22 protein-coding genes are annotated in these 26,666 nt (G+C 63.3%); 16 read left to right on the forward strand and 6 right to left on the reverse strand.

Annotated elements, in window-relative coordinates; translation table 11 throughout:
* Positions 1-4: 4 nt before the first annotated feature.
* The 6 genes from LCF60_RS04245 to LCF60_RS04270 are packed head-to-tail and all read left to right on the forward strand — an operon-like array spanning position 5 to position 5,849.
* Positions 5-811, forward strand: a complete 807-nt coding sequence (locus tag LCF60_RS04245; protein WP_292289881.1) for a c-type cytochrome — start codon at positions 5-7, stop codon at positions 809-811.
* A 6-nt stretch (positions 812-817) separates the two neighbouring features.
* Positions 818-1,336 carry a c-type cytochrome gene (locus LCF60_RS04250; protein ID WP_292289882.1) on the forward strand — a complete coding sequence of 173 codons (519 nt, stop codon included), beginning with the start codon at positions 818-820 and terminating at the stop codon, positions 1,334-1,336.
* A complete protein-coding gene (gene coxB, locus LCF60_RS04255) occupies positions 1,336-2,268 on the forward strand; it encodes a cytochrome c oxidase subunit II (RefSeq protein ID WP_292289883.1) in 933 nt (310 codons plus the stop codon). Before LCF60_RS04250 ends, coxB begins: the two co-directional genes overlap by 1 nt.
* Positions 2,265-4,784 (forward strand): cytochrome c oxidase subunit I, encoded by a 2,520-nt coding sequence (gene ctaD, locus LCF60_RS04260; RefSeq protein ID WP_292289884.1) that lies wholly within the window; start codon positions 2,265-2,267, stop codon positions 4,782-4,784. Before coxB ends, ctaD begins: the two co-directional genes overlap by 4 nt.
* Positions 4,781-5,089 carry a hypothetical protein gene (locus tag LCF60_RS04265; RefSeq protein ID WP_292289885.1) on the forward strand — a complete coding sequence of 103 codons (309 nt, stop codon included), beginning with the start codon at positions 4,781-4,783 and terminating at the stop codon, positions 5,087-5,089. The genes ctaD and LCF60_RS04265 overlap by 4 nt, the downstream gene beginning before the upstream one ends.
* 1 nt (position 5,090) lies before the next feature.
* The gene (locus LCF60_RS04270; RefSeq protein WP_292289886.1) at positions 5,091-5,849 is read left to right on the forward strand and encodes a cytochrome c oxidase assembly protein; all 759 of its coding nucleotides are present in this window, start codon (positions 5,091-5,093) and stop codon (positions 5,847-5,849) included.
* Positions 5,850-5,916: 67 nt separating this feature from the next.
* On the opposite strand, the gene LCF60_RS04275 is transcribed toward LCF60_RS04270, so the two are convergent.
* The 3 genes from LCF60_RS04275 to LCF60_RS04285 all read right to left on the reverse strand — a co-directional run bounded on the left by LCF60_RS04275 (position 5,917) and on the right by LCF60_RS04285 (position 9,782).
* Positions 5,917-7,485 (reverse strand): ABC transporter substrate-binding protein, encoded by a 1,569-nt coding sequence (locus LCF60_RS04275; RefSeq protein WP_292289888.1) that lies wholly within the window; start codon positions 7,483-7,485, stop codon positions 5,917-5,919.
* Positions 7,486-7,713: 228 nt separating this feature from the next.
* Positions 7,714-8,949: a CoA transferase gene (locus LCF60_RS04280; RefSeq protein WP_292289889.1), complete on the reverse strand. Its 1,236-nt coding sequence runs from the start codon at positions 8,947-8,949 to the stop codon at positions 7,714-7,716.
* Positions 8,946-9,782: a MaoC family dehydratase N-terminal domain-containing protein gene (locus tag LCF60_RS04285; RefSeq protein ID WP_292289890.1), complete on the reverse strand. Its 837-nt coding sequence runs from the start codon at positions 9,780-9,782 to the stop codon at positions 8,946-8,948. The genes LCF60_RS04280 and LCF60_RS04285 overlap by 4 nt, the downstream gene beginning before the upstream one ends.
* Positions 9,783-10,049: 267 nt before the next feature.
* Here LCF60_RS04285 and LCF60_RS04290 point away from each other — a divergent pair, with 267 nt between their 5' ends.
* The 5 genes from LCF60_RS04290 (at position 10,050) to LCF60_RS04310 (ending at position 15,956) form a co-directional block, all read left to right on the forward strand.
* Positions 10,050-11,231 (forward strand): MlaE family lipid ABC transporter permease subunit, encoded by a 1,182-nt coding sequence (locus tag LCF60_RS04290; RefSeq protein ID WP_292289891.1) that lies wholly within the window; start codon positions 10,050-10,052, stop codon positions 11,229-11,231.
* Positions 11,228-12,025, forward strand: coding sequence for an ABC transporter ATP-binding protein (locus LCF60_RS04295; protein ID WP_292289893.1), 798 nt, complete (start codon positions 11,228-11,230; stop codon positions 12,023-12,025). The genes LCF60_RS04290 and LCF60_RS04295 overlap by 4 nt, the downstream gene beginning before the upstream one ends.
* 1 nt (position 12,026) lies before the next feature.
* Complete coding sequence (locus LCF60_RS04300) at positions 12,027-13,766, forward strand: MCE family protein (protein WP_292289894.1); 1,740 nt, start codon at positions 12,027-12,029, stop codon at positions 13,764-13,766.
* Positions 13,763-14,386, forward strand: coding sequence for an ABC-type transport auxiliary lipoprotein family protein (locus tag LCF60_RS04305; protein WP_292289895.1), 624 nt, complete (start codon positions 13,763-13,765; stop codon positions 14,384-14,386). The genes LCF60_RS04300 and LCF60_RS04305 overlap by 4 nt, the downstream gene beginning before the upstream one ends.
* 91 nt (positions 14,387-14,477) lie before the next feature.
* Positions 14,478-15,956 carry a DUF2231 domain-containing protein gene (locus tag LCF60_RS04310; RefSeq protein ID WP_292289896.1) on the forward strand — a complete coding sequence of 493 codons (1,479 nt, stop codon included), beginning with the start codon at positions 14,478-14,480 and terminating at the stop codon, positions 15,954-15,956.
* Positions 15,957-16,004: 48 nt separating this feature from the next.
* Here the strand turns inward: LCF60_RS04310 and LCF60_RS04315 are convergent, their stop codons facing one another.
* From LCF60_RS04315 to LCF60_RS04325, 3 genes are all read right to left on the reverse strand, one after another.
* Positions 16,005-18,584, reverse strand: a complete 2,580-nt coding sequence (locus tag LCF60_RS04315) for a glycoside hydrolase family 9 protein (protein WP_292289897.1) — start codon at positions 18,582-18,584, stop codon at positions 16,005-16,007.
* 369 nt (positions 18,585-18,953) lie between these two features.
* Positions 18,954-20,108: a CaiB/BaiF CoA-transferase family protein gene (locus LCF60_RS04320; protein WP_292289899.1), complete on the reverse strand. Its 1,155-nt coding sequence runs from the start codon at positions 20,106-20,108 to the stop codon at positions 18,954-18,956.
* The gene (locus LCF60_RS04325; RefSeq protein ID WP_292289901.1) at positions 20,108-21,322 is read right to left on the reverse strand and encodes an acyl-CoA dehydrogenase; all 1,215 of its coding nucleotides are present in this window, start codon (positions 21,320-21,322) and stop codon (positions 20,108-20,110) included. Before LCF60_RS04325 ends, LCF60_RS04320 begins: the two co-directional genes overlap by 1 nt.
* A gap of 423 nt (positions 21,323-21,745) precedes the next feature.
* Here LCF60_RS04325 and LCF60_RS04330 point away from each other — a divergent pair, with 423 nt between their 5' ends.
* Genes LCF60_RS04330 through LCF60_RS04350 form a run of 5 tightly spaced genes read left to right on the forward strand, consistent with a single transcriptional unit; the run spans position 21,746 to position 26,664 of the window.
* Complete coding sequence (locus LCF60_RS04330) at positions 21,746-23,170, forward strand: circularly permuted type 2 ATP-grasp protein (protein WP_292289902.1); 1,425 nt, start codon at positions 21,746-21,748, stop codon at positions 23,168-23,170.
* A gap of 4 nt (positions 23,171-23,174) precedes the next feature.
* Positions 23,175-24,116 carry an alpha-E domain-containing protein gene (locus LCF60_RS04335; RefSeq protein WP_292289903.1) on the forward strand — a complete coding sequence of 314 codons (942 nt, stop codon included), beginning with the start codon at positions 23,175-23,177 and terminating at the stop codon, positions 24,114-24,116.
* A gap of 21 nt (positions 24,117-24,137) precedes the next feature.
* Positions 24,138-24,935, forward strand: a complete 798-nt coding sequence (locus LCF60_RS04340; protein ID WP_292289904.1) for a transglutaminase family protein — start codon at positions 24,138-24,140, stop codon at positions 24,933-24,935.
* Positions 24,936-24,962: 27 nt separating this feature from the next.
* Positions 24,963-25,685, forward strand: a complete 723-nt coding sequence (locus LCF60_RS04345) for a peptidase (protein ID WP_292289905.1) — start codon at positions 24,963-24,965, stop codon at positions 25,683-25,685.
* Positions 25,686-25,710: 25 nt separating this feature from the next.
* Positions 25,711-26,664 carry a carbohydrate kinase gene (locus tag LCF60_RS04350; protein WP_292289906.1) on the forward strand — a complete coding sequence of 318 codons (954 nt, stop codon included), beginning with the start codon at positions 25,711-25,713 and terminating at the stop codon, positions 26,662-26,664.
* Positions 26,665-26,666: the final 2 nt, after the last annotated feature.

Raw genomic sequence — 26,666 nt, forward strand, 5'->3', positions numbered from 1 at the left:
CGCCATGAAACAGATCCGCTACGCAGCGCTCATTTCTCTTCCTGTCCTGCTGGGGGTGACATGGGCTGTTCAGGCGCAGGATTTTTCGGACGGACCCTCGGTTCAATCGCTGGAGTCGCGGCTTGACGATGACGGCGTCAGCTTCAACGCCCAGGTCGAGCAACGGCCGGATGATGACCTTCTCGAGATCGGTCGCCTGGTGGCGATGGGGGGGGCGGAAAACGGCGGGTCGGGCATGGCGTGCATCACCTGCCACGGAACGGATGGCCACGGCGACGGATCGGGCGCGTTTCCCCGGCTCGACGGTCAGCCGGGCTGGTACCTGTACAAACAGCTGGTCGATTATGCGAGCGGCGCCCGGCCGAACCAGGTCATGAGCGCGATTGCCGATCGGTTGACGGAACATGAAATGGAGGCGGTCTCGGCTTATTACGGTGCGATGCCGACCGGAACCATTCCCAAGCATGGCGACGTCGCCGGAACGCAGTTGCAATGGGGGGGGCAGCTTGCCGCCGTCGGATCGGCCGAAAAGGGCATCCCTGCCTGCGTCAATTGCCACGGGGCGAATGGAACGGGGCTCGCGCCGTCGGTGCCCTATCTCGCCGGTCAATACGCCAGCTACATGGAACTTCAGCTCCAGCTTTGGAAAGAGGGTGTCCGCGACAATGACGCGATGAACGTCATGTCCTCCATCGCCAACAAGATGGACGAAAGCGACATGCATGCCGTGGCCGAATATTACGCGCGCGTCACCTCGGAAGAGGCGCAGGTCGAAGACGAGCAATACGTTTCGCCCTCCGCGATGGAGTAGCGGCCCATGTCTGATCGTGACCGCAATTCGGGTCTGTTGGGAACCGTATTCGCCATCCTGTCCGGAGTGATCGTCTCGCTCGCCGTGGGGGTCTGGGCCTTGGGGACACCTGGCAATGATCCCGTCGGCGCTGCTGCCGTGACGGCGGGGACGTTCATGGAGGGCAAATTTCGCTGGCTGCGCGCCGAACCCGAAAATGTGCCGCAAGACTGGGTGGAAATCAGCAAGACGGTCCGGGGCGGTGACCCGCAACGCGGTGCGACGCTGATCGCCCAATATGGCTGCGGATCCTGCCACGTCGTTCCCGGTGTCGCACGTGCCCATGGCACGGTCGGCCCGGACCTCAGCGGCTTTCGCGATCGTGCCTATATCGGCGGCGTCCTGTCGAACGAGCCGGGCGATCTGGTTGACTGGCTGATGAACCCGACGACGCATGCGCCCGACACCGCCATGCCTGATCTTGGCGTGACCGAAACGGATGCGCGTCACATGGCGTCCTACCTCTACACGCTTCGAGGCTCGTGATGGGCTCGACCCTGGACCAGTTCGGATCGCAGACGACGTTTGCAGATGCCGGGATTGGCGCTGCAAGAACGGTGTGGCTGACCAATTCGATGTCGATCATCAGCCTGGTGATCCTGGCCTTCGTCATGCTGGTTGCCCTGTTCGCGTGGCGCAGCACCGGGGGCGGACGGGTCTGGTGGATCATTGGCGGCGGCATCGTCTTTCCGCTGATCACGCTAAGCGTGCTGACCGTGGCCTCGGCCACGACGCTTCGGAGCATCACGGGCGAGGCGCAGCCCGAAGCGCCGGTGATCGAGATCACGGCTTACCAGTACTGGTGGGACGTCGTGCATCACTCGGAAGGCCGGTCGCTGCGGGACGCGAATGAAATCGTGCTTCCGTTGAACATGGCCGTCACGCTGCAATTGAAATCCAACGACGTCATTCACTCGTTCTGGGTGCCCTCGGTGTCGGGGAAAATGGACATGATCCCCGGCCGGATCAACGAATTGACCATCACCGCGACAAAGGAAGGCCGGTTTCGAGGCCAATGCGCCGAGTTCTGCGGCCTGTCTCATCCTCTCATGGCCTTCGAGGTCCTGGTTTTGCCGGTCGAGGAATACGCGGCCTATCTCGAAAGCCTCGACGAAGACGCCCGCGATGCCGTCACGCCCCAGCAGCGCCGTGGCAAGGAGGTCTTTCTGACATCCGGATGCACCGCCTGCCACGCGGTCAATGGCGTGTCCGAGAACGGACGCCTTGGCCCCGACCTGTCCCGCGTCGGGGCGCGCGCAAGCCTCGGAGCGGGCATGTGGCGGATGAACAGGGGCAACCTCGCAGGCTGGATCGCCGATGTCGGCGACATGAAGCCCGGCGCTCAGATGCCGTCCTACAACGACCTCAGCGGCCCTGACCTCCGCGCGGTGGCGGCCTGGTTGGAGAGCCTCAAATGACGGCCGTCGACGAACCCCAAAGCTATTCCGGTACCAGGAAGGGTGAGCCGGACAAGACGATCGAAGAGGTCTGGGCGCAGCCGACCGGCTTGCGCTGGTGGTCGTCGGTCAGCCATCGGGTTGTCGGCAAGCGGTTCATCTATACCGGCTTCGCCTTCTTCATCATCGCCGGGTTCCTGGCCCTTCTGGTGCGCACACAGCTGATCGTGCCGGGCAACACGTTCCTCGACAACGAGACCTACAACCAGGTCTTCACGATGCACGGAACACTGATGATGTTCCTGTTCGCCATCCCCATTCTCGAAGGGTTCGCGGTTTACCTGATCCCCATGATGCTGGGCGCGCGCGACCTGATCTTCCCGCGGCTCGGACAGTTCGGGTATTACTGCTATCTGTTCGGCGGGATCATCGTGCTGTCGTCCTTCCTTTTCGACGCGGCCCCGGACGGTGGCTGGTTCATGTACGTTCCGCTGACCACGAACGCCTTCACGCCGGGGGTCTCGGCGGATTTCTGGCTGATCGGCATCACCTTTGCCGAGATCGCGTCCGTCACCGCTGCGGTCGAACTCATCGTGGCGATCCTCTGCGCACGGGCGCCGGGAATGAGCCTGACCAAGATGCCGATCTTCGCCTGGTATATCCTGATCACCGCCTTCATGATCGCCATCGGCTTTCCGCCACTCATCATCGGGTCGATCCTGCTCGAGGCGAACCGGCTTCTGGGGTTGCCGTTTTTCGACCCGACGGTGGGTGGCGATCCGCTGCTGTGGCAGCACCTGTTCTGGCTGTTCGGTCATCCCGAGGTCTACATCATCTTCCTGCCTGCCGCCGGCATGGTCGCGACGATCCTGCCGACCTTTGTGGGCAAGCCGCTTTTCGGCTACGGGTTCGTCGTCGCCGCGGTGATCTCGATGGGGTTCATCAGCTTCGGCCTCTGGGCACACCACATGTTCACCACAGGTCTGCCGATCCTGTCCCTCTCGCTATTCTCGGCGGCGTCGACGATGGTCGCGGTGCCGACCGGTGTGCAGATATTCGCCTTCATTGCCACTCTGGCGCAGGGCAGGCCGCGCATGACGACACCCATGCTGTTCGTGATGGGCTTCCTCTTCATCTTCGTCCTTGGCGGTCTGACCGGGGTGATGCTCGCCAGCGTTCCGTTCAACTGGCAGGCACATGACAGTTACTTCGTGGTGGCGCACCTGCACTATGTCCTGATTGGCGGAATGGTGTTCCCGCTCTTTGCGGCCTTCTATTACTGGGCGCCGCACATCACCGGTCGCATGATGTCCGAACGGCTGGGCAAATGGGTGTTCTGGCTGATGTTCATCGGCTTCAACGCGACCTTTTTCCTGATGCACGTGACCGGTCTGCGCGGCATGCCACGGCGCATTGCGACCTACCCGGAAGGCATCGGCTGGGACCGGCTGAACCTGCTCAGCACGCTGGGTTCCTACATCCTGGCCGCCGGGGTCGCGCTTTTCATCTTCGATTTCATCCGCCATCTGCGTCACGGTGAACGCGCCGGACGCGACCCGTGGCGCGCGGGAACGATGGAGTGGCTCTACCCGACCGTGGCGATCGGCTTCAACTTTCACGCCATCCCGCCGGTCGAGACCCGCGAGCCGCTGTGGAACAATCCGAACATGCTTGGCAAGAACGCCGAGGACGTCGAGGGTGTCATGCGCAAGATGCATGATGGCCGGCGCGAAACCATCGGCTGCGATCCCGTCAGCGGTTCGCCCGTGCAGATCGTGCGCCTGCCGCACCCGACCTTCACCCCGATGTTCACGGCCTTCGCGCTGGCCGTGGCCTTCGCTGCCACGATTGCCAGTGCCTATTTCGTGGCCATCGCCGGGATCGTCGCGGGTCTTCTGGGGTTCACCATCTGGGCATGGGAGCCGTCCGACAGCGGTGTGACCCGCGATGCGGGAATGGGATATGTCCTGCCCGTCAACATGATCGAGAAGCGCAGCCACATGCACATCGCGACTGTGGGCACGATGCTTGTCCTCTACGCGCTGCTAGGCTCCCTGATCTTTGCCCTGCTGTACCTGTGGAACGTGTACCCGAACTTTGCCGCGCAGACGGCGCAGCCGAACCTCCTCTGGACGGGTCTTTCCATGCTGGCCGGACTGGTCCTGTTGATCCTTGCCATGATCAACCGACGGGTCGCGGTGGCCGACAAGATCGGCCTTGCGACGGTGATGAACCTTGCCGTGATCCTTGCCAGTATCGCCTGCACGGCGTGCCTTGCTCTCGCAATCCAGCGGACGGACCCGTGGGGTACGGCGCTTGGAGCGACCATGTGGGCGACGCTTGGTTTTGTCGCGTTGAACCTTTTCATCACCCTGTACTGGGCCCTCTTCAACGCCGCGCGCAAGGTGACCGGGCGCGTCGGGGCGGGGCAGAGCCTGCCTGATTTCAATCTTGCAACCTATGCCAAGGGCACGGCCGTGATGGTGCTGATCACCGGCGGCCTGTTCCTGGCGGCAACCTTGGGAGGTCTGTCATGACGGCGCTTGGACGACAGGTCTGGGGGCTGACGATCCCGGCGGTGGCCTGGGCCGCGCATTTCATCGCGATATACGCTCTGATCTCTGCCGCATGTGCCCCGCGTGGCCTGATCGATATCCCGCTCATGTTCGGGCTGGGCATCGTGGCGACGGTTCTTTTCGGGATCGCCGCGCTCTGGCCGACGATCCGGCCGCCAAAGGGCGCCGCCCTCACCGGTGCGATCCGGGTCGGGGGGCTGATTTTTGCGGTCGCCATCCTGTTCGACGTTCTGCCGCTCATCTTTTCCTCAGGCTGTGGAGGCTGACATGGAAACCGAAACATACGTGCCCTTTTGCGGCATGCCACCCATGCCGGACGAACTTCTGACCCGGTGGACGCTTGACCCGCTTCTCCTGTCCGGTCTGGCTTTCGCGTTCGGTGCGATCCTCTGGATGGCAAATGGAACGGCACTCAGGCGCGGCGTCATGGGCTGGGCTTTGGTGGCCATCCTCTTCGTCTCGCCGCTGTGCGCGCTCTCGATGGCGCTCTTCTCGGCCCGCGTGGGGCAACATTTGCTTCTGACACTGGTTGCAGCACCGCTCCTGGCCCAGATGTGGCGCAGCCATGTTCCGCCGACATCCATTTCGGCCCTGGTCTTTGCGGCGCTGTTCTGGCTGTGGCACGCGGCTGAGCCCTACGCCTGGACCCTGCAATCCGACCTTGCCTATTGGGCGATGCACCTGAGCCTGTTGGGCAGCGCCATCAGCCTCTGGGCCGGGCTGCAAGAGCGGCTGGTCAAGAGGCCGTTCGAATGCACGATCGTGCTCGCCGCCACGGCGGCGCAGATGACCATGCTGTCGGTACTTCTCGTCTTTGCGCCAACGGCCTGGCACGGCTGGCACGAAGCCGCGGCCTTGTCCTGGGGATTGTCCGGCATGGCCGATCAGACGCTGGCGGGCGCGATCATGTGGGTGGCCGGTGGCCTGCTCATGTTTGCGGCTGTGCTGGTGTTGTCCCGGCGCTTTGTTTCCGAGGCGTGGACAGACAATGCGGTCAGCCATCCGGCCTCGCCATCAACGCGTTGACGGCGCGTTCGGCAGGCACATGATCAAACGCGCGCCGGAGAGGTCTCTCCGGCGCGCGGTCTCTGGATCAGGCGAAGGACCAACGCTCCATCCAGCGTTCGCCATCGACGTCATAGTTCGACGCCATGTCGCCATGCACGATCTCTTCGCTGTTCGCGAAGACGAAATTGGCGAACATCGGCAGGACGGACCCGCCATCCATCGTCACCAGTTCCTGCATCTCGTAATACATCTGGCGGCGCTTGTCCTCGTCCAGCTCGGCACGGGCAGTGCTGAGCAGTTCGTTGAACCGGGCGTTCGACCAGTTGGTTTCGTTCCATGCCGCATCGCTGGCATAGGCGGTCGAGAAGATCTGGTCTTCGGTCGGGCGTCCACCCCAATACACCGCGCAGAACGGATGCTTGAGCCATACGTCGGCCCAGTATCCGTCATTCGGCGTCCGGTTGACCGTCAGGTCGATCCCGGCGTCCTTGGCCGAGTTCTGATAGAGCACCGCCGCGTCGATGGCACCCGGGAAGGCTGCGTCAGCCGCCGAAAGCGTGACGTTCAGACCGTCGAGACCGGCTTCCTTGAGATGGAACTTCGCCCTGTCGGGGTCATAGGGGATCTGCGGCAGGTCCGGGTTGTGGAACCGGTAGCTTGGCCCGATGGGGTTGTCGTTCCCGACCGTGCCATGTCCGAACAGAACCTTCTCGATCAGCTCTTCGCGGTTGATTGCATGCTTGAGCGCCATCCGCACATTCACGTCGTTGAACGGCGCGGTGTCGGTATGCGCTGCGAAGGTGTAGTATTGCGGTCCGGCGATCGAGTTGATGTTGATGCCGGGGCGTCTGGCCAGCAGGCCGACGGTCTTCAGGTCGAGCTTGTCGATGGACTGCACGTCGCCCGAGATCAGCGCCGTGGTACGCGCATTGAGATCGACGATGGACAGCATCTCGACCGCGTCGAAGAAGCCGCGCTCCTGCGTCCAGTCTTCGGTGTGGCGTTCGAAACGGGCAATCACGCCCGGATTGAATTCGACCAGCTTGTAAGGGCCGCAGCCGTCGCCGGACCGCCAGTCGGGTTCCCCGTCCTTGGTCGGCATGATGGCAAGGTGATAGTCGGTGAACACGAACGGAAAGTCGGCGTTGCCGCTTTCCAGATCGAAGACCACCGTGTCATTGCCTTCGGTGCGAATGTCGGTGATGCCCGCAACGATGGGCGCCGCGGCCGAGGTCGAATCCTCGCCCCGGTGGTGGTTGATCGACACGACGACATCTTCGAGCGTCAGCGGCTTGCCCGAATGGAACTGCACATCCTGACGGATCTTGAAGCGCCAGCTCGAGGCGGTGGCGTCGGCTTCCCAGCTTTCGGCCAGCGACGGTTCGAGCGATCCGTCCGTTCCGACACCGGTCAGGAACCCGTGCATGCCGTAGGACAGCGCGACGGTGAAGCCGTTGATGAACGAGCCCGGATCCAGCGTGTCGTTGGTCTGGCCGTGGCCCTTGGCGACGCGGATCGTGCCGCCGCGGGATTGCGCGCGGGCGCGCTGCGGGATCAGGCCTGTTGCGGCCAGCCCGGTGAAAGCGGCACCGGTGGCCAGAACGGACCGCCGTGTCAGGCCGGATCGTGGTGTAATGGGTGTCTTGAATGCCATGTTGGCTTCCCTTCCTGTCAATTTGTGGTCTTGTTTTCAGGTCGCGGTCGCGTGCGGACCATGTGACGCGCAAACCATAGACTGTCCTTGGCCGGTTGGGAAACATACCTTTGATAAACTTTCGTGAAGATCCGCGCGGCGGTCCACTGAATCCGGTCGCAAATTCCGGAAAAGCGCGTCGGCAGAAAGGATTTCCGCGCGCATCGGACCGTCTTGTTGTTCCGCGTGTTACGCTGCGTTCGGTTTGGCGAAATCCGGCGATTGCACCACGCCCGCATCGAACAGCCGGGCAATCTCGGTTCCCGTGCAGCCTGCGATCTCGGACAGGATTTCCTCGGTATGCTGGCCGAGGGTCGGCGCGGGCCGTGCCATGCCACGGTCAAACGCGCTGAACGCCGCAGGATGCGACGGCACCGGGAAACGCCCGATGCCGGGCTGCATGACCTGCGAAAACATCGGGTTGTCGTCGCCAAGGTCCGGGTCCTCTGCGACGGCCTCGCGCGTCGTGCGAAATTCGGACCAGGTCAGCCCGGCCTCGTTGAAGGCCCGCTCGAAATCGGCCACGCGGCGCAGGGCGAACCAGGGCGTCAGGATCGCCGTGATCTGGTCGCGGAACCGCCAGCGGTTGCCTTCGACCGACAGGGGCACGCCAAGCCGCTGTTCAAGCGACGCCATCGCCTCGGTCATGCCGGTTGCCTTGCAGATGCCGCGCCATTGCCTGTCAGTCAGGCCGATCACCATGACGCGGCGTCCGTCGGCGCAGACGAAATCCTGACCATAGGCCCCATAAAGCGCGTTGCCCGCCTTTTCGCGGTCCCGATCGTTCAGGGACACGTCGCCGATCATCCCCAGGTGACCCAGCGTGGCTGCCGCGACATCCTTGAGGGCCAGCTCGACCTCTTGCCCGCCATGACCACGCAGGCGGTGCCGTTCTGCGGCAAGCAGGGCGGAAACACACATGTTGCCCGCGATCAGGTCCCAGGCGGGCAGGGCGTGGGCCACCGGGTCGTCGCTGCCGACGGGGCCGGTCATATGGGGAATGCCAAGCGCCGGGTTCACGGTGTAATCCACCTGGGGCCGCCCGTGCCGGTCGCCGGTCAGCGTGACCATGATCAGGTCGTCGCGATGCTTGCAAAGCGTCTCGTGATCCATCCAGCCGCGCACCCGGAGGTTGGTCAGGAACAGCCCTGCATCCTTTCCCGGCGCGGTGATGATCCGGGTGATCAATTCTCGCCCCTCGGGGGATTTCATGTCGACGGCGATCGATTTCTTGCCCTTGTTCATGCCCGCCCAGAACAGGCTCTGGCCGTTCGGTGCCAGCGGCCAGCGACCCGCGTCCAGACCGCCCCCCAGACGATCGAAGCGGATCACCTCCGCCCCCATCTGCGCCAGCGTCATCCCGGCCAGAGGCACCGCGACGAAGGCTGAACCCTCGACGACCCGCATCCCGGCGAGCACGCTCATTGCGCGTCCGCCCAGATCGCCGTGGCCTGCATGCACTGGTGGCCGTCCTGACCCGTCCAGAGGCTGAGCACGGCATCCTCGGCTTTCATCGCGATGTCGCAGGGCGTCCCCGCGAACATCGGATGCACACCGCGGAAATCGAAATACTTGGGCGTCGTGCCCCGCGCCCGAATGGCTGCGCGCATCAGCAGCGTGGCCTGCAACGGGCCATGCACCACGAGGCCGGGATATTTCTCGACCTCCTTGGTGTAGGGCAGGTCATAATGGATGCGATGGGCGTTGAACGTGATGGCCGAGTACCGGAACAGCAGCGACTCGGCGGTTTGGACCTGTTCGATCGGATCGCTTGGCAGCGGTTTCTTCTTCGGTGGCGTGAAGGTCTCGGGAATCTCGAGATAGACGATGTCCTGCCGTTCCTCGATGCCCAGACCGGAGGGTCCGTAGATCGCATGATCGACCGTCACGAACACCATCGGCCCGGCGGCGCCCTGCTTTTCGGTCACGGACCGGATCGACGACCGCCGCTTGAGGGCATCGCCCACGCGCAGGGTGGGGCCGTAGAACTTGAGCGCACCGCCCGCCCACATGCGACGATCAAGCCGGACCGGCGGCAAGAGGTCGGTTTCACGCGGGTGCCCATCCTTGCCCAGATTTTCATTCGGTGTCGAAATGGGAAAGGCGCACCAGTGCCAAAGCGGTGGAAGAGGATCGCCATGAACCGGAGCCTTGCCCGATCCGACAGTGGCCTGAATTTGCCGCGCCAGTTCGGGAGTGACGCAGCCCGCGTCGGTTGTCACCCGGCCCGTCCACGCATCAAGGTTCAACATGTCCATGATCTTCTCTCCCCCACGGCTTCGCACTGGATAACGCGAAGATCGAAAAAAATCAAATGATTTTAGGCACTTATGGGAATACCACGGTATACCGGGAACAGTCTTTCGCAGGTGCGGCGTTTGAGAGGCAAGGATTATTCCGCAGTTTCTGCAGGTGCAGTATCGTGCAAAAAATCGCATCTGGACCGCGCCGGAGACCCGGATCGGGGGCTTTCGGCGTGGCATTAGACCGCTTCCGCGCACAGGCATGGCAGGGTAGCAATGCATATGGACTCGCATGACCCCACCGATGACACCCCGCGTGCGCCTGATGGCCACGCCGAGACGAATGGTGACACCGGCTTCTCGGTTCATCATGATCCAGCATCGGGCGCATTGCAGTTGTCCGGACCCTTCACGATCTCTGCGGTGACCCGGGCAAAAGCCGCGTTCGACGACGTGACCGCCGAGGCGCTCGAGAATGTCGATCTGTCGAAGCTGACGCATCTGGACACCGCCGGGGCCTGGGCGCTGGTGACGCTGAGAACGCGCATCGGGCAGGCGGGCCGCGACCTGAAGATCACCGGGGCGAGCGACAAGATGGCCAGCTTGCTGGAAAGTGTCACCCGGGCGATGCCCGAACCCACATCGCCCAAGGATCAGCGGTTTTCTCTGTCCGTCTGGCTGGACGGGTTCGGCCGGAAGGTCTTCGCCGGTGTTCTGTTCCTGCGGGCGTTGACCGCGTACCTGGGCATGTTTCTCCACCGCCTGTTCCGGGCATTGCGCCACCCAAGCGAATTTCGCTTCACCGCGTTCGTGCATCACTGCGAAGAGGTTGGCTTGCGCGCCGTGCCCATCGTGGCGTTGATGGCATTCCTGATCGGTGTCGTTCTGGCCTTTCAGGGGTCCACCCAGCTGCGCCAGTTCGGGGCCGAGGTGTTCGTGGTCGACCTGATCGCGATCTCGATCCTGCGCGAACTGGGCATCCTGCTGACCTCGATCATCGTGGCCGGTCGCACGGCGTCGGCCTTCACCGCCGCCATCGGGTCGATGAAGATGCGCGAAGAGATCGACGCGATGCGCACCCTGGGGCTCGATCCGGCGATGACGCTGTTTGTGCCGCGCATCCTTGCGCTGCTGGTCATGCTGCCGATCCTCGGGCTGATCGCCAACCTGGCGGGGTTGTTCGGTGGCGGGCTGATGGCGTGGATCGACCTCGGGATCTCGCCGGCGATGTTCCAGACGCGCCTGGTCGAAGGCACCTCGGTCGAACATGTCTTTGTCGGACTGATCAAGGCCCCGGTCTTTGCGCTCATCATCGGGGTGGTCGGATGCCATGCCGGGATGCAGGTGCAAAGCAACGCGGAATCGCTTGGGCGGATGACGTCGAACGCGGTTGTGACGGCGATCTTTGCGGTGATCGTCGCGGATGCCGTGTTCTCGATCTTCTTCGCGCGGATCGGCATATGACCGAGCGCGAGATCGTCATCCGGTTGCGTGGCATTCGCAACCAGTTCGGCACGCAGGTCGTGCACGAAGACCTGGATCTCGATGTCCATCGCGGCGAAATCCTTGGCGTGGTCGGCGGGTCGGGCACCGGCAAATCGGTTCTCCTGCGCACGATCACCGGGTTGCAGAGACCGACGGCAGGCAGCGTCGAGGTGCTGGGAACCGATGTGCTGAATGCGGATGACGACACGCGGCAGGCATTGGAGACCCGCTGGGGGGTGATGTTTCAGGATGGCGCGCTGTTCTCGTCGCTGACAGTGCGCGAAAACGTCGAAACGCCGATGCGCGCCATCGACGGACTGGACCCGGCGATCCGAAACGCGCTGGCCGACCTGAAGATCTCGATGGTCGGATTGCAATACTCGGCCGGCGACAAGTACCCCTCCGAACTGTCGGGCGGGATGCGCAAGCGGGCCGGGCTGGCGCGGGCGCTGGCGCTTGACCCCGATATCGTCTTTCTGGACGAACCGACCGCCGGGCTGGATCCGATCGGCGCGTCTGCGTTCGATCAGTTGATCCGGGGCCTGAGCCATTCGCTCGGGCTGACGGTGTTTCTGGTGACGCATGATCTCGACACGCTGCACGCGACCTGTGACCGCATCGCGGTGCTGGCAGAGCGAAAGGTACTGGTGACTGGCACCATGACGGATATGCTGGACGTCGATCATCCCTGGGTGCACGAGTATTTCCACGGGCCCCGCGCCCGTGCCGCGGCGTCCGAAGGTCCGGCCAGAAGCGGCCAGAAAGGCGACTGACTTGGAAACCAAGGCGAATTTTGTCCTGATCGGAGCGTTCACCCTTGCGGGGCTGCTGGGCATCCTGGGGTTCTTTCTCTGGTTCGCGCAGGTCGAGCTGGACCGCCAGTTCGATTATTACGACATCCGGTTTTCCACCGTCGCGGGGCTTGGCAACGCGTCGGATGTGCGGTTCAGCGGTCTGCCGGTCGGGCGGGTCGTGGATGTGCAGCTGTCGCCTGACCAGGATGGTTCGGTTCTTGTCCGCGTCGAAGTGGATGCAGCCACCCCGGTGCGCACCGACAGCGTTGCCACCATCGAGGCGCAGGGCGTGACCGGCGTATCCTTTGTCAGCATCAGTTCAGGTTCGCCTTCTGCCGACCTGCTGGAACCGACGTCCGAAGACCCGGTCCCCGAGATCGAGTCGGGCCGGTCCACCTTGCAGAGCCTTTCGGAAGACGCGCCGCAATTGCTTGAGGAAGCGTTGCAACTGGTGGCGGATCTCGGCGAACTTCTGGGCAGCGACAACCGGGAACGGCTGAACCGCATCATCTCGAACGTGGAGGCGGCCTCGGATGATTTCTCGACAACGCTCGAGGGGTTCTCGTCGGTGACGACGACGGTCAACGACTTCGCGGAACAGATCAACCGGTTCAACGAAACCCTGAACACCCTGACCGGCGATCTGACCGACGTGCTGCAAACCGCGGACCAGACGCTGGTGTCGATCGGCGAGTTGTCCGAGCAGGGCAAGGGCGTGCTCGCAAATGGTGACCAGACCTTGACCGCGGCGCAGTCAGCGATCGCTCGGACCGAAACCTTCGTGACGACCGAACTGAGCCAGACGACCGAGGAATTGCGCGCCACGGCAACAGCCCTTCAGGACGAGATTGCGGCCCTGAGCGCGGAGGCCCGCGCCCTGATGGCGACCCTGAACACGACTGGCGCAACCGCGACCGCGCGACTGGAAGAGGCACAAGCCACGCTTGATGCAGCCGATGCGCTGATCGCGCGTCTGGACGGAACGGCGGAAATCGTGGGCGATGCGGCCGGCACCTTCGACACGCTGATGCGCGAGGAAGGCGCACCGCTCCTGGCCGAGACGCGGGCGATGGTGGCCGAGGCGGATCGCGCGGTGGCGTCGGTCGCCGGGATCGCCACGACGGACCTTCCGATGATCATCGCCGACATTCGCGAGACCGCCGGCACCTTCCGCACCGTGACAACGGAAGTCGGCGAAAACCTGACCGCGTCGAGCCAGTCCGCCGAAGAGGTTCTGCAAACCGCGCGGGTCACGCTGGAAGATGCTCGGGTGTCCTTTGCAAACGCAAATGATACGCTGGTGGCGATCAATGACGCGCTGGAAACCGGCGACCGCGCGCTGAGCGCAGCAGAGCGGGCCTTCACCGGGGCGGATCGCGTCATCAACGAAGACATCACGGGTATTCTCGACGGGCTGGAACAGTCGCTGGACAGCCTGAACGCAGCGGTGGGGCAGGTATCCGAGGATCTGCCCGGAATTTCCCAGGATCTGCGCGCTGCAGGCCGGTCTGCGTCGGAAACCTTTGCCGAGCTGCGCCGTTTGACCGACGCGGCCTCGCCGCCGATCCGCGAATTCACCAGCACCGCGCTGCCGCTTTATTCGCGATTGGCACAGGAAAGCCGCGCGTTGATTGCGAATCTCGACCGTTTGACCGATCAGATACAGAAAGACCCAGCGCGATTCTTCCTTGATCGCGAAACGCCGGAGTTCAGGCGATGACCCGATTGACCCATCTCCGACAGGCCGTTCTTGTGAGCGGTCTGGCCCTGCTCTCCGGATGTGCCGCGATTTCCGCGGTCGGCGATGCCGCGACGCCCCTCGACGTCTACGAGCTTCGGGCGCCGGACAGTATTCAGCCCGCCAATCGGGCGGCGGCGCGCGACGTGATCGTCGAGCAGCCGACCACGAGCGGGGCGCTCGAGACAGACCGGATCATGATCCGTCCCGACCCTTTGCAGGCACAATATCTGCCCGAAGTGCGGTGGAGCGAGCCGACCCCGGTGATGGTCCAGACCTTGATGCTGCGCTCGATCGAGGCCACCGGCGCGGTGCGCTATGTCGGTCGCACACCGCTTGGGGCGAGCGGCGATATCGCGCTTGTCACCGAAATCATTGATTTCCAGGCAGAGGTGAACCCCGACGGCGACACGGCCACCGTCGAGGTCAGACTGCTGGTGCGCATGGTGCGCGAACGCGACGCGCAAATCCTGGCCAGCCGCACCTTCTCCGCCAGCACGCCCTCGGCCTCGACCGAAACAGAAGTCCTCATCGACGCGTTCAGTGCCGCGTCGGACCGGGTGTTCGTGGACCTCGCCGCGTGGGTCCGTGACCTGATCTGATATCGACCGGACAGGGTTCACTGCAACACGCGGAACATCCGTCTCGCGGCATCCGTTCATCCTGCACCAATGGTGAACAAGGATCCTCTCGATGCCCCCGACCGACCCGATGAGCCCGCCCGAGACCGTCGCCGCGTCCATCGAAGCATCGCAATGGCTCGACGCGCCCGCCTACAGGGTGGCCAATCTGGTGTCCACCACGCTTGAACTGGCCCCGGTAACGGCGCGCAAGGTGCAGGATGCGCTGCACGGAACCTGGCTCGGACATCCCTTGCATCCTGCTTTGGCAACGCTGCCGATCGGGACGTGGACGCTGGCCTTCGGTCTTGATACCGCCGCAAGCCTTCGCCTCAACCAAAGCACGCGAGTGGCGAAGACGGCGGATATCGCGCTGCAGGTGGGCGCGGCCGGAGCCGTGGTTGCGGCGGCGTCGGGCATGGCGGACTGGCGGCAGATTCACGGCCGCGACCGGCGGACCGGGCTGGTCCATGCCGCCGTCAATGCGACCGCCTTGGGTCTGACGCTTGGCTCCCTCGCATTGCGACGGCGTGGGCGGCGTGCTCCGGCGCGTGCCCTGAGTGCCGCAGGGTGGCTGGCGTTGATGGGCGGAGCCTGGCTCGGCGGGCACATGGTCTATCGGCGCGGCGTGGGGACTGACCACGCCGACCGGTCACCCGAACCGCGCGAATACGTTCCGGTGATCGCCGCCGACGCGCTGAAGGAAGACCGTCCGGTCCGTGTCGCCGTGCCGGACCCCGCGGCCCGCGCCGAAGTGGGGATCGTCCTCGTGCGGCACCGTGGCCGCATCCATGCGATGGGATCGCGCTGTTCGCACATGGGTGGTCCGCTTGACGAGGGGTGGGTGCAGGATGGCGGCATCGTCTGTCCCTGGCACGGATCACGCTACTGCCTTGCCAGCGGACGCGTTCAGAACGGCCCGTCAACGGCCCCGCAGCCGCGCCATGCGGTGCGCGTGAGGGACGGAGTGGTGGAAATCCGCCGCCAGCAGGAGCCCGGCGACGAGGCGCTGACGCTCGATGACATGAAACGCGCCGCCGCTGCACCCATGCCAGAGGTGCCCGAGGGTGCCCGCAAGGCGGACGAGGTGCTTTTCGAACACCACGAGATGATGCGGCGGCTGTTCGAGCGGATCGCAGCGATGTCGCCCGACGACCCGGAGCGGCGGGACATGATGCGCGTTCTCGCCGGCGAGCTGGAAATACACGAGCATGTCGAGGACGAGATATTCTATCCCGCCGTCCGCGCCGTCAGCGAAGATGTCCCGGTCGCCCATGCCGAGCATCAGCAGCTTGCGGACATGCTCGCGGTGACGCTGCGCCTTGGCACGTCCTCGCCGGAGTTCGAGGCGCAGTTGCAGGCGCTGCATCAGGCCGTCGATCACCATGCCAGTTCCGAGGAACACTCGATGTTCGTCGAGGCGCAAAGATTGGGCGATGCGCGACTGAGGGTGCTGGGTGCGCAGATCGAGGACATGCTCGACGAGGAACGCGAGAGCCGCGCCCGCACTGCGTTCCGAAACCTGAAGACACGGTTACTGGAAGGCCTCTGAAACCGCAGGTCCAGAGGCAGATCACGCCCTGTGCGTCCCGGCTCCGGCCTACACGATGGCGAGGTCGTCGAAAATCAGGCCCGTCTGCACGGCGACAAAGCCGACGTCCTCGGGCTTGTGCCAGACCTCCCAGTCAGACGAGCGCTCCTCTTCGAGGAACACCGAGACGCGGTTGTCCTGCATCGTTCCCAGCCGAACGGTTGTCGGGTCGGACCCGTCCATTGTCTGCATGTCGGCGAGAAATGCAAAACTGGACGGGTCGAACCCCGGCATATCGATCTTGTGGATGTCATTGGACACGACCTTGCCGGTGTTGCCCGACAGGAATTCCGCATCAGCACCGTTGCCTTGGGAAACCGCGATCCAAGACAGGTTTTCGGTGCCGTAGCCGGATTTGCTTTCCTGCGATTGCAGACGGATGTCGAAAGACGCGTTCGTCACGTTGCTGATCCGGTCGGTGACCGCGGCGCTGTTGGTGTCGCTGGCCACCTGCGCCAGAACCGTTGGCGCTGCGTCGAATGCGGTTCCGAACGCGACCGTACCAAGCGTTCCGTTGGTTGCGTCCGATCCGGCGACAAGGGTCTGGCCGTTGACCGTGTGGACACCGCTTTCGACCGCGAGCCAGCTGACCGTCTCGGTCTTGTGGCGACCGTCGAGGTAATCCCATTCGTCCAGTTGGAACTCGAAGCCGGTCTCGTCGATATTGCGCACCCGCATGGTCGAGGGGGCCGATCCGTCGCTGGTTGGCGGACCCATCACCACCGAGGCATCGTCGAGCGCTTCGGCAAAGTCGACGCGGAACCAGGTCTTCGCATCGGTCTGCCTGAACGTGACCGTGCCGGCCTCTCCGATCAGCGCGTCCTTTGCCTCGGCCTCGCCGACCGGCGTGCCGATGTCCTCGGCCTCGTCGATCACCGCATCCGTTTCCGTGTTGGCGCCGATGGCCAACCCGGCCAGCGCCCCCGAGAGACCCGCGTTGTAATCCAGCGACACTTCGTTGCGGACGTAATCCCACCGGTCGTCGGCATAGCTGCCCGACTTGTCCGGACCACCGACCAGACCGCCAGACAGCGTGTGCTCGTTCGGCAAGGATGTGTCCCAGTTATGGCCGGACGCATTGCGGTGATGCGGATTTTCCGGGAAGTCTTCGCCGAAACCGATGAGATAGCTGAAGGCGTCGGGGTTGTCGCCCAGCAGGTAGTCGATCTGGTCAGCGGCGAAGGCGCGCGTCATGTCGGCCTGTTCCGCCTTGTTCTGCCCGTCAAGCACATCGGCGAATTGCATCGAAATGAACGCGGTGTTGGCCGCATAGCGGTTCGCGCCCCACTCGTGAAGCCAGACAAGCCCCTCGTTGGTTTCGGTGCCCTCGAGCCGATGGAGCTTTGCCGTCCATTCCGACATGTAGGTTTCCAGATGCGAGACATACTTGTCGTTGCCGGTGAATTCGGCGAGACGCACCGCGGTGCCCATGGATTTGTCATCCCACCCGAAGGACCAGTACATGCCGCTTGGGGCATAGTAGGATTGGGCCTTTTGCAGGTATTCCGTCTCTCCCGTCGCCTCGTAGAGCCATGTCGCGGCCCAGGCCAGTTCGTCCTTGTAGCCCGACCAGGACTTATAAAATTCAGCGGCCTCGGGCACCGTGTCGTTGTACGTGCCCTGGTAAGCCTCGGAAAAGGCGAACAGTTGCCGGGCATCGGCGAGCAACTCTGCCGCGCGCTGGTCCTGACCGTTCTGGCCCAGAAGGATCGCGCCTGCCGCAAGGGCCGCAGCGGTTTCGGCCGAGACCTCGGTTCCCGGGGCCTGTGCCGACACCGCGTAGGTCGGGCGTGCCATGGTCATGTCTTCGGCAGCCCCCCAATCGGCGTGATCCAGACCGCCATTTCCGACCTGAACATAGACCACGTCATCGGCCAGGGTTGCCGTCCCATTGTCGTCATAGGTGCGCGCAAGGTAATCCGTGACCCAGGAAATATGCGCGAGGATATCGCCGTCGCTGTCCGACGCTCGGTAGCCCTCGGCATAGTCGATGGCGCCCCAGGCAAGCGTCGTTGCGGCGTAGGCCATGGGCAGACCGAACTTGACGTGATCGCCCGCGTCGTACCATCCGCCGGTCAGATCGCGACCGACATCGGCGCCGTCCTGAAGCGCGCTGTCTCCACGCCACCCAATCGGGTGATCTTCGGGCAGATCGCCGGAATATTGCGCGTAGTAGAAGTCCATCGACAGATCGAGCGCGCTTGCATAGTCGCCGGTTCCGAAGGGCGACAAGGCAGCGACGTCGTTGCCCGCCACCGTAACATCCGACAGGAAGTCCAGATCGTCCGGCGGCGTACCGGCCCCGGTGAAGCCGACGGTCACGCTTTGCCAGGGTCCGATGGATTTGCCCCATTCCGCGCCCGAAAGGGCAATGTGATCCGCGTCGATCCGGGTCGCGTTCATCCCCCAGGCGTTCTGGATGATCAGGTCATCCGACGCGACGATCAGATCCCAGCTGTCGATCCAGTCCTTGCTGGTGTTGGTCACGGTGATCGCCCCGTTGAAGCCGCCGTTCCAGACGGCAGAGACGCGATATCCGGCTTCGATATGCGGTGTGACAGTGTGGTTTTCTTGACCTGCGGAACTCATGGGAAATGACCCTTTTCATGCTGGCATGGTGCGAAATTGCAGACTGATGAAACTGGTGACGGGCCATCCGACGGCCTCGGAAACCCTGTGCAGGTTTCGAGTGACGGGCGGCGTCTATGATGCCGCTGGAACCTCGGCAAGTGCGACACGAAACGCTGTTGGGAGTGCTCGGCACGAACCCGCCGAACGCTTTACGGCGACAATGCGTAGGCATGGAATAAGGCGGGATTGTGGTGCCGATTTGGCCAGGACTGGCAAAAATGTCCACGGAGGCCATGCCTGTCTCATGACGTTGCGGAAGGGGCGTCCGCGCCGGGATGTGCTGTCATTCCGCCGGACGTGCCGGGCCCGTGTTTGCGTCAGGGTCGGTCAGTCCTTGACCGACCAACCCGACGTCCGGACGATGTCCGTATGTGCGCCAAGCGACGGGGCCGTTTTGTCCAGGGCAAGATCCGAGGCGCTGAAAGTGATCGGCGTGCGCACACCGGGCACGCCTTCCGGCGCGATCTGCATCCCGCGATGCACGATCTGCGGATCCGAGAACACCTCGGCCACCGTGTTGATCGGAGACGAGGGCACCTTGACCGCTTTCAGCGCATCCAGAAGATCCGCCTTGGTCCATTTCGCAGTCTCGGCCTTGAGGATCGGCACCAGACTGCCGCGATATTTCACCCGGCTCGCATTGGTCAGGTAATCCGGATGTTCGGCCAGGTCGGTGCGGTTCAGGACCCCGCACAGGCGCTGATATTGCGCGTCATTGCCCGAGGCGATGATGATGTCCCCGTCCGAGACCGGAAACACTTCGTAGGGTACGATATTGGGATGCTGGTTGCCCATGCGGTTGGGCGACTGGCCCGTCGCCAGAAAGTTCATCGCCTGGTTGGCAAGGCTTCCGGTTCCGGCATCCAGCAGGCTCATGTCGATATGCTGGCCGTGCCCGGTCTTGTCGCGCGCGGTCAGCGCGGCCTGGATGGCGATCACGGAATACAGCCCGGTGTAGATATCGGTGACGGCAACGCCCACCTTCTGCGGCTCGCCGTTCGGGTCACCGGTGATCGACATCAGGCCGGACATGCCCTGCACGAGATAGTCATATCCTGCCCGGTCGGCATACGGCCCGGTCTGGCCGAAACCGGTGATCGAACAATAGACCAGCCCGGGATTGACCGCCGCCAAGCTGGCGTAGTCGAGCCCGTATTTCGCCAATCCCCCGACCTTGAAGTTCTCGATCAGGACATCCGCCTCGCGCGCCAGGTCCAGGACAAACGCGCGGCCTTCCTCGGTGGCAAGGTCCGCCGTGACCGAATACTTGCCGCGGTTGCAGCTGTAGAAATAGGCGGCCGAGGGCGTGTCCTCGCCCTCGCGGTCGATGAAGGGAGGGCCCCAACTGCGGGTGTCGTCGCCCTTGGGGCTTTCCACCTTGATGACCGTGGCGCCCAGGTCGGCCAGGGTCTGACCGACAATTGGCCCGGCAAGGATGCGGGCCAATTCCAGAACCTTCAGCCCTTCCAGAGGTGCCGGCATCAGAAGAACGCCTGCAACCCTGTCTGGGCACGACCAAGGATCAGGGCGTGCACGTCATGCGTGCCCTCGTAGGTGTTGACCGTTTCAAGGTTCTGCGCGTGGCGCATGACGTGGTATTCCGCCATGATCCCGTTGCCGCCATGCATGTCGCGGGCATGCCGCGCGATCTCGAGCGCCTTGCCGCAATTGTTGCGCTTGATCAGGCTGATCGCCTCGGGGGCGGCGGTGCCCGCATCCAGCATCCGACCGACCTGAAGCGCGGCGTGAAGCCCCAGCGTTATCTCGGTCTGCATGTCGGCCAGTTTCTTCTGGAAGAGCTGCGTCTGCGCCAGCGGACGCCCGAACTGCACCCGGTCCAACCCGTATTTGCGCGCCCGGTGCCAGCTGTCCTCTGCTGCCCCCATCACGCCCCAGGCGATGCCATAGCGTGCGCGGTTGAGGCAGCCGAACGGTCCCTTGAGGCCCTCGACGCCCGGCAAAAGCGCGTCTTCGCCAACCTCGACATCCTTCATCACGATCTCGCCGGTGATCGAGGCGCGCAGCGACAGCTTGCCGTGGATCTTGGGTGCCGACAGACCCTTCATGCCTTTTTCCAGCACGAATCCCCGGATCTTGCCGCCATGCGCCTCGGACTTGGCCCAGACCACGAACACATCCGCGATCGGGCTGTTCGAAATCCACATCTTGGCGCCGTTCAGGACGTATCCACCGTCGGTTTTCCTTGCGACTGTCTTCATGCCACCGGGGTCGGACCCGGCATCCGGTTCGGTGAGACCAAAGCAGCCGATCAACGTACCCGCGGCCAAACCCGGCAGGTATTTCCTGCGCTGCTCATCCGTTCCGTAAGCGTGGATCGGGTACATCACCAAAGAGCTTTGAACGCTCATCATCGACCGGTAGCCGCTGTCCACGCGTTCCACTTCGCGTGCGACGAGGCCGTAACTGACATAGCCCGCGCCCAGCCCGCCGAACTCTTCCGGGATGGTGATGCCCAGCAGGCCCATCTCGCCCATCTCGGCGAAGATCTCGGGCGCGACGCCTTCGTTGAGATACATGTCCGAAACCCGTGGCATCAGCTTGTCCGCCGCGTATGCGGCCGCGCTGTCCGCGATCATGCGCTCGTCTTCTTCCAGCGACGCGCGCAGGGCAAGCGGGTCTTCCCAGTCGAATTTGCCGAGAGAGGGTCCATGACCCGCGTTTGATGCATCAAGCATGTAAAAATCCTCATTTTTTCGGCAGCGCCCGGGCGATCACGCAAGATCCCGCCGGTGGGTGCTGCCAGACTCCATTTGTCACGACTGATACCCTGAATTTCAGCAAGCTGAAACACCCACGTCGGCCCTGTTTCGGCACGTCACGTCACCGGTGCGTGCAACGCTTCTGTTGCGTCCCGTTTGATAAAGGAAAAACAAGGGCTTGCCAAGTTCGAGACTTGTCTTCCATCCTGCGAGGCCTGCGGACGAAGCGCCTCGTTTCGGGTGGGTATGGCCCGCTCTCTCGGCGTGGATCCGCAAGGCGGATGTCGGCAGGATCATTCCCTGCCCAAGAATTAGGCAAAGCGCGACATGTTTGGGCGCGCCGCGTGGGTTGCGGGTCCATCTCCTTGCACCGTGGCGATATTTGGGCAACGCTGAAGTATGACCGAACAGCCTGTCTTTGATGAAATGTGGGGCCGCGACGAGCAGTTGCGCGCTCCTTATCGCAATTATCACAACTGGTTCGACAAGGAAGATCCCAAGCGATTGCGCGCCAAGAACCGCGAAGCCGAAGACCTTTTCCGACTGACCGGCATCACCTTCAACGTCTATGGACGATCGGAAGCGGAAGAACGGCTGATCCCGTTCGACATCATTCCGCGGATCATCTCGGGCGCCGAGTGGGCCAAGCTGTCGCGCGGGATCGAACAGCGAGTCAGGGCGATCAACGCCTTCCTGCATGACATCTACCATACCCAGGAAATCGTGAAGGCAGGCCGCATCCCGCGCGAGATGATCTCGCAGAACGACGCGTTCCTGCCGCAGATGATCGGCGTCGATGTGCCCGGCGGGGTCTATACCCATATCGTCGGCATCGACCTGGTGCGGACCGGGCCGGGAGAGTTCTTTGTCCTCGAAGACAACGCCCGGACACCCTCCGGGGTGAGCTACATGCTCGAGAACCGTGAAACCATGTTGCAGATGTTTCCCGAGCTTTTTTCGAAGAACCGCGTCCAGCCGGTGCAGCAATACCCGACAGACCTGTGCCGGTCCCTCGAAGCCTGCGCGCCCCGGATGGCCGGGCCGAACCCGACCGTCGCGGTTCTCACGCCCGGCATCTACAATTCCGCCTATTTCGAACACGCCTTCCTGGCTGACCAGATGGGGGTCGAACTGGTCGAGGGTCATGACCTGCGGGTGGTCGATGGCCGCGTGGCGATGCGCACGACGCATGGGTACAAGCCCATCGATGTGCTTTATCGCCGGGTCGACGACGATTTCCTCGACCCGCTGAATTTCAACCCCGAAAGCCAGCTGGGCGTGCCGGGGATCATGGATGTCTACCGCGCCGGCGGCATCACGATCGCCAATGCGCCCGGAACCGGGATCTCGGACGACAAGGCGGTCTATTCCTACATGCCGGAAATCGTCGAATTCTACACCGGAGAGCGCCCCTTGCTTAAGAACGTGCCGACATGGCGCTGTTCCGAACCCGAGTCGCTGGCCTACGTGCTCGACAATCTCGAACATCTTGTCGTCAAGGAGGTGCACGGCTCCGGCGGGTACGGCATGCTGATCGGCCCGACCGCGACCAAGAAGGACCTCTCGGCCTTTCGCAGGAAACTCAAGGCCCGGCCCAAGAATTACATCGCGCAACCGACGCTCAGCCTGTCCACCGTTCCGATCTTTTCGCGCACCGGGCTTGCGCCTCGCCATGTCGATCTGCGCCCCTACGTTCTTGTCAGCCCGGACGGAATCAAGATCACGCCGGGGGGGCTTACGCGGGTTGCTCTCAAGAAAGGGTCGCTTGTCGTGAATTCGTCCCAGGGTGGCGGCACGAAAGACACCTGGGTGCTGGAGGAGTAGGGGCATGTTGGGAAAAACCGCAAATGGCCTCTTCTGGATGTATCGCTACATGGAACGGGCCGAAAACACGGCACGGCTGATCGAAACCGGCCAGCGCATCGCGCTGACGCGGCTCAACCAGACTGACGAAGAATGGAAGTCCGTTCTGAAATCGGCCGATTGCCTGTCGGGCTACCGGGCCGCGCATGACGACATGTCCCGCGATCAGGCGGTGGACTGGATGCTGCGCAGCAAGGACAATTCCTCCTCCGTCGTGTCCAGCGTGAATGCCGCGCGCCAGAATGCCAGGCTGGTCCGCACCGCGATCACCGGCGAGGTCTGGGAGGCGGTGAACTCGGCCTACATGGCTCTGAAATCCGCCTTGTCGCGCAAGGTGTCCGAACGCGATCTGCCCAGTGTCCTCCGCCTGATCCGGCATCACGCGGCGCTGGTGCGCGGGGTCACGCATGGCACGATGCTGCGCAATCAAATCTACGATTTCGCGCGCCTCGGCACCTTCATCGAACGGGCCGACAACACGGCACGGATCCTGGACGTGAAATACTATGTGCTGCTGCCTTCGGCCAAGTCGGTCGGAACGTCGATCGACAACGTGCAATGGGAATCGATCCTGCGCTCGGTCTCGGCGCGCGGCGGCTTCCGCATGGAGTTCGGCGCCGGTGGCGGGCCGCGTGAAATCGCGGAATTCCTGATCCTCGACAGGCGGATGCCCCGCTCTCTGGCCTTCTGTGCCGGCAAACTGGGGGACAACCTGAATTACCTGGCTGATGATCACGGGGCCGGTGCGGCGTCACGCGAACGGGTCAGCGCGCTTGAAAACGGACTGCTGTCCAAGGACATCAACGATATCTTTCAATTCGGCCTGCACGAATTCCTGCAAAAAACCATCGAGGAAATCACCAATATTTCCCGCCAGATCGAACAGGATTTCCGTTTCTATGCCTGACCCAGATGGGGATCTCACGCCATGCGCCTGAGCATCGAACACACGACCCGCTACCGCTTTGACGCGCCCGTCGTCTACGGTCTTCAGCAACTGCGGAAGACGCCGAAAAGCACGTATAATCAGTCTGTCACGAACTGGACCACGCAGATCGTCGGAGGCCGCAAGGAGGTCGCGTTCGAGGATCACCATCACAACACCACGGAACTGATCAGCTTTGATCCCGATACCACCGAACTATCGGTAACAAGCGCGGGCGAGGTCGAGATCGAAGACAATGCCGGTGTTCTGGGGCCGCATCACGGCAATGCGCCGCTGTGGCTGTACCTGATGACCACCTCGCGAACCGAAGCCGGATCGGGCGCGCGTGCCCTGATCAGGGATTTCAACGCGCCGATGGATATCTCGGATTTGCACGCGCTCTCGGAGCGTATCCGGACGGCCATCCCCTATACGCTGGGCTCGTCCGAACCAAGCTGGTCCGCAGAAGATGCGATCTCGGCCGCCAAAGGCGTCTGCCAGGACCATACCCATGTCTTCATCGCCTGCCTGCGTGCCTTGTCGATCCCGGCGCGATACGTCTCCGGCTACCTGATGCTCAACGAGACAACCAGCCAGGACGCCATGCATGCCTGGGCCGAAGCCTTTGTCGAAGGTCTGGGATGGGTCGGGTTCGACGTGTCCAACGGTGTTTCGCCGGACACACGTTACGTTCGCGTTGCGACGGGGCTGGACTATTCCGATGCAGCGCCGATATCTGGAACCCGGATCGGCGGCGCCAACGAGGAACTGCATGTCCGCATCAACGTGGTTCAGCAGTAAGGGCTTGAAGTGACATATTGCGTGGGAATGATGCTCCGAAGGGGGCTTGTGTTCATGTCGGACACCCGCACCAATGCCGGCCTCGACAATATCTCGACATTCAGGAAGATGACGGTCTGGAACGAACCGGGCGATCGGGTTCTCACGATCATGTCGGCGGGCAACCTGGCCACGACCCAGGCCGTGATCAGTCTGCTGGACGAGCGCAGCAAGCTTCCGGCAGACCGCAAACCGTCGCTGATGAAAGCTCCGTCGATGTTTCAGGCGGCCTGCATGGTGGGCGACACGCTGCGCGAGGTCATCCGCGACCTCAAGGATGGCGGTCAGCGTGCCGAAAGCAATTTCGATGCGACCCTGATTCTTGGCGGCCAGATCGCGGGCAGCCCGTCGCGCCTGTTCCTGATCTATCCCGAGGGCAACTTCATCGAAGCCGGAGAGGACACGCCATTCTTTCAGATCGGCGAGATCAAGTACGGCCGCCCCATCCTCGTCCGCGCCTACGATCCCGACCTGAGTTTCGAAAGCGCGATGAAGCTCTTGCTGGTCAGCTTCGACTCGACCCTGAAGGCCAATCTTTCGGTCGGAGCGCCGCTCGACTACTTCTGCTACGAGGCGGACAGCCTCATCAAGAAACATGTCGGCCGTGTGGAGGCGGACAACAAGCAGTTCCAGACGATCTCGACTCAATGGGGTGACGCGCTTAAACAGGCGCTGGATACGTTGCCAGACGTAACCCTGACCACGGACTGATACGTCCAAGCCAGAAAGAGCCCCGATGTCCTCGAACCCAGTCATCTGCGTTGGCGGTGAAAACCTGATCGATCACGTGACCCGGGACGGTGTCGTCTCGACCTTGCCCGGAGGGTCGCCGTTCAACGTCGCGATGGCGTTGGGAAGACAGGCGGCAGAGGTGCATTACCTCACGCCGATCTCCACCGACAGCTGGGGCGACCTGCTGGCCGAAACGCTCGATGCGTCCGGCGTCACTTTGAGCGGCGGGCGTGTTGGAGCCCCCAGTACCATTGCGCGGGTGACGGTGACCAAGGGCATTCCGTCCTACCTGTTCGAACGTGACGGCACCGCCGAACGCAGCGTCAGCGCGTCGTCGATCGCGGCGGCCATGCCGGCAAACACCCAGGCATTGCACACCGGATCCCTGGCCATTTCCGAAGGCCATGACGCGGATGCTTGGGAGCAGGCCTGCAAGACCACCTACGAGGCCGGAACGCTTGTTTCGCTTGATCCGAACGTGCGTCTGTCGATCATCGCGGATGTCGACACCTATCGCGCGCGCATCTTCCGGATGATCCAAAGCGCCCATGTCCTCAAGCTGAGCGACGAAGATCTCGACGGGCTCTGCCCCGGCATGGCACAGGCCGAGGCGCTGGACCTGGTGCGGTCGCGCACCTCGGCTGCACTTCTGGTCATGACCAAGGGGCCGGATGGCGCGATGGCATGGTGCGACGATGGATGGATCGACGTTCCCGCCCCGCCGGTGCCCGGACTGGTCGACACGGTTGGGGCAGGGGACACGTTCATGGCCACCCTGCTGGCCGGTCTTGCCCGGCTGGACGCGCTGTCGCCGCCCGCCCTTGCCCATCTGACCGCCCCGGATGTCGAAGGCCTGCTGCGCCGCGCCGGCATGGCTGCCGCCATCAACTGTAGCCGCGCCGGGTGCAACCCGCCGTCACAAAAAGACCTCGACGCGGCGATGTCCGGCGCAGGCTGAGG

The sequence above is a fragment of the Marivita sp. genome, from assembly GCF_020055635.1.
Classification (GTDB): Bacteria; Pseudomonadota; Alphaproteobacteria; order Rhodobacterales; family Rhodobacteraceae; genus Marivita.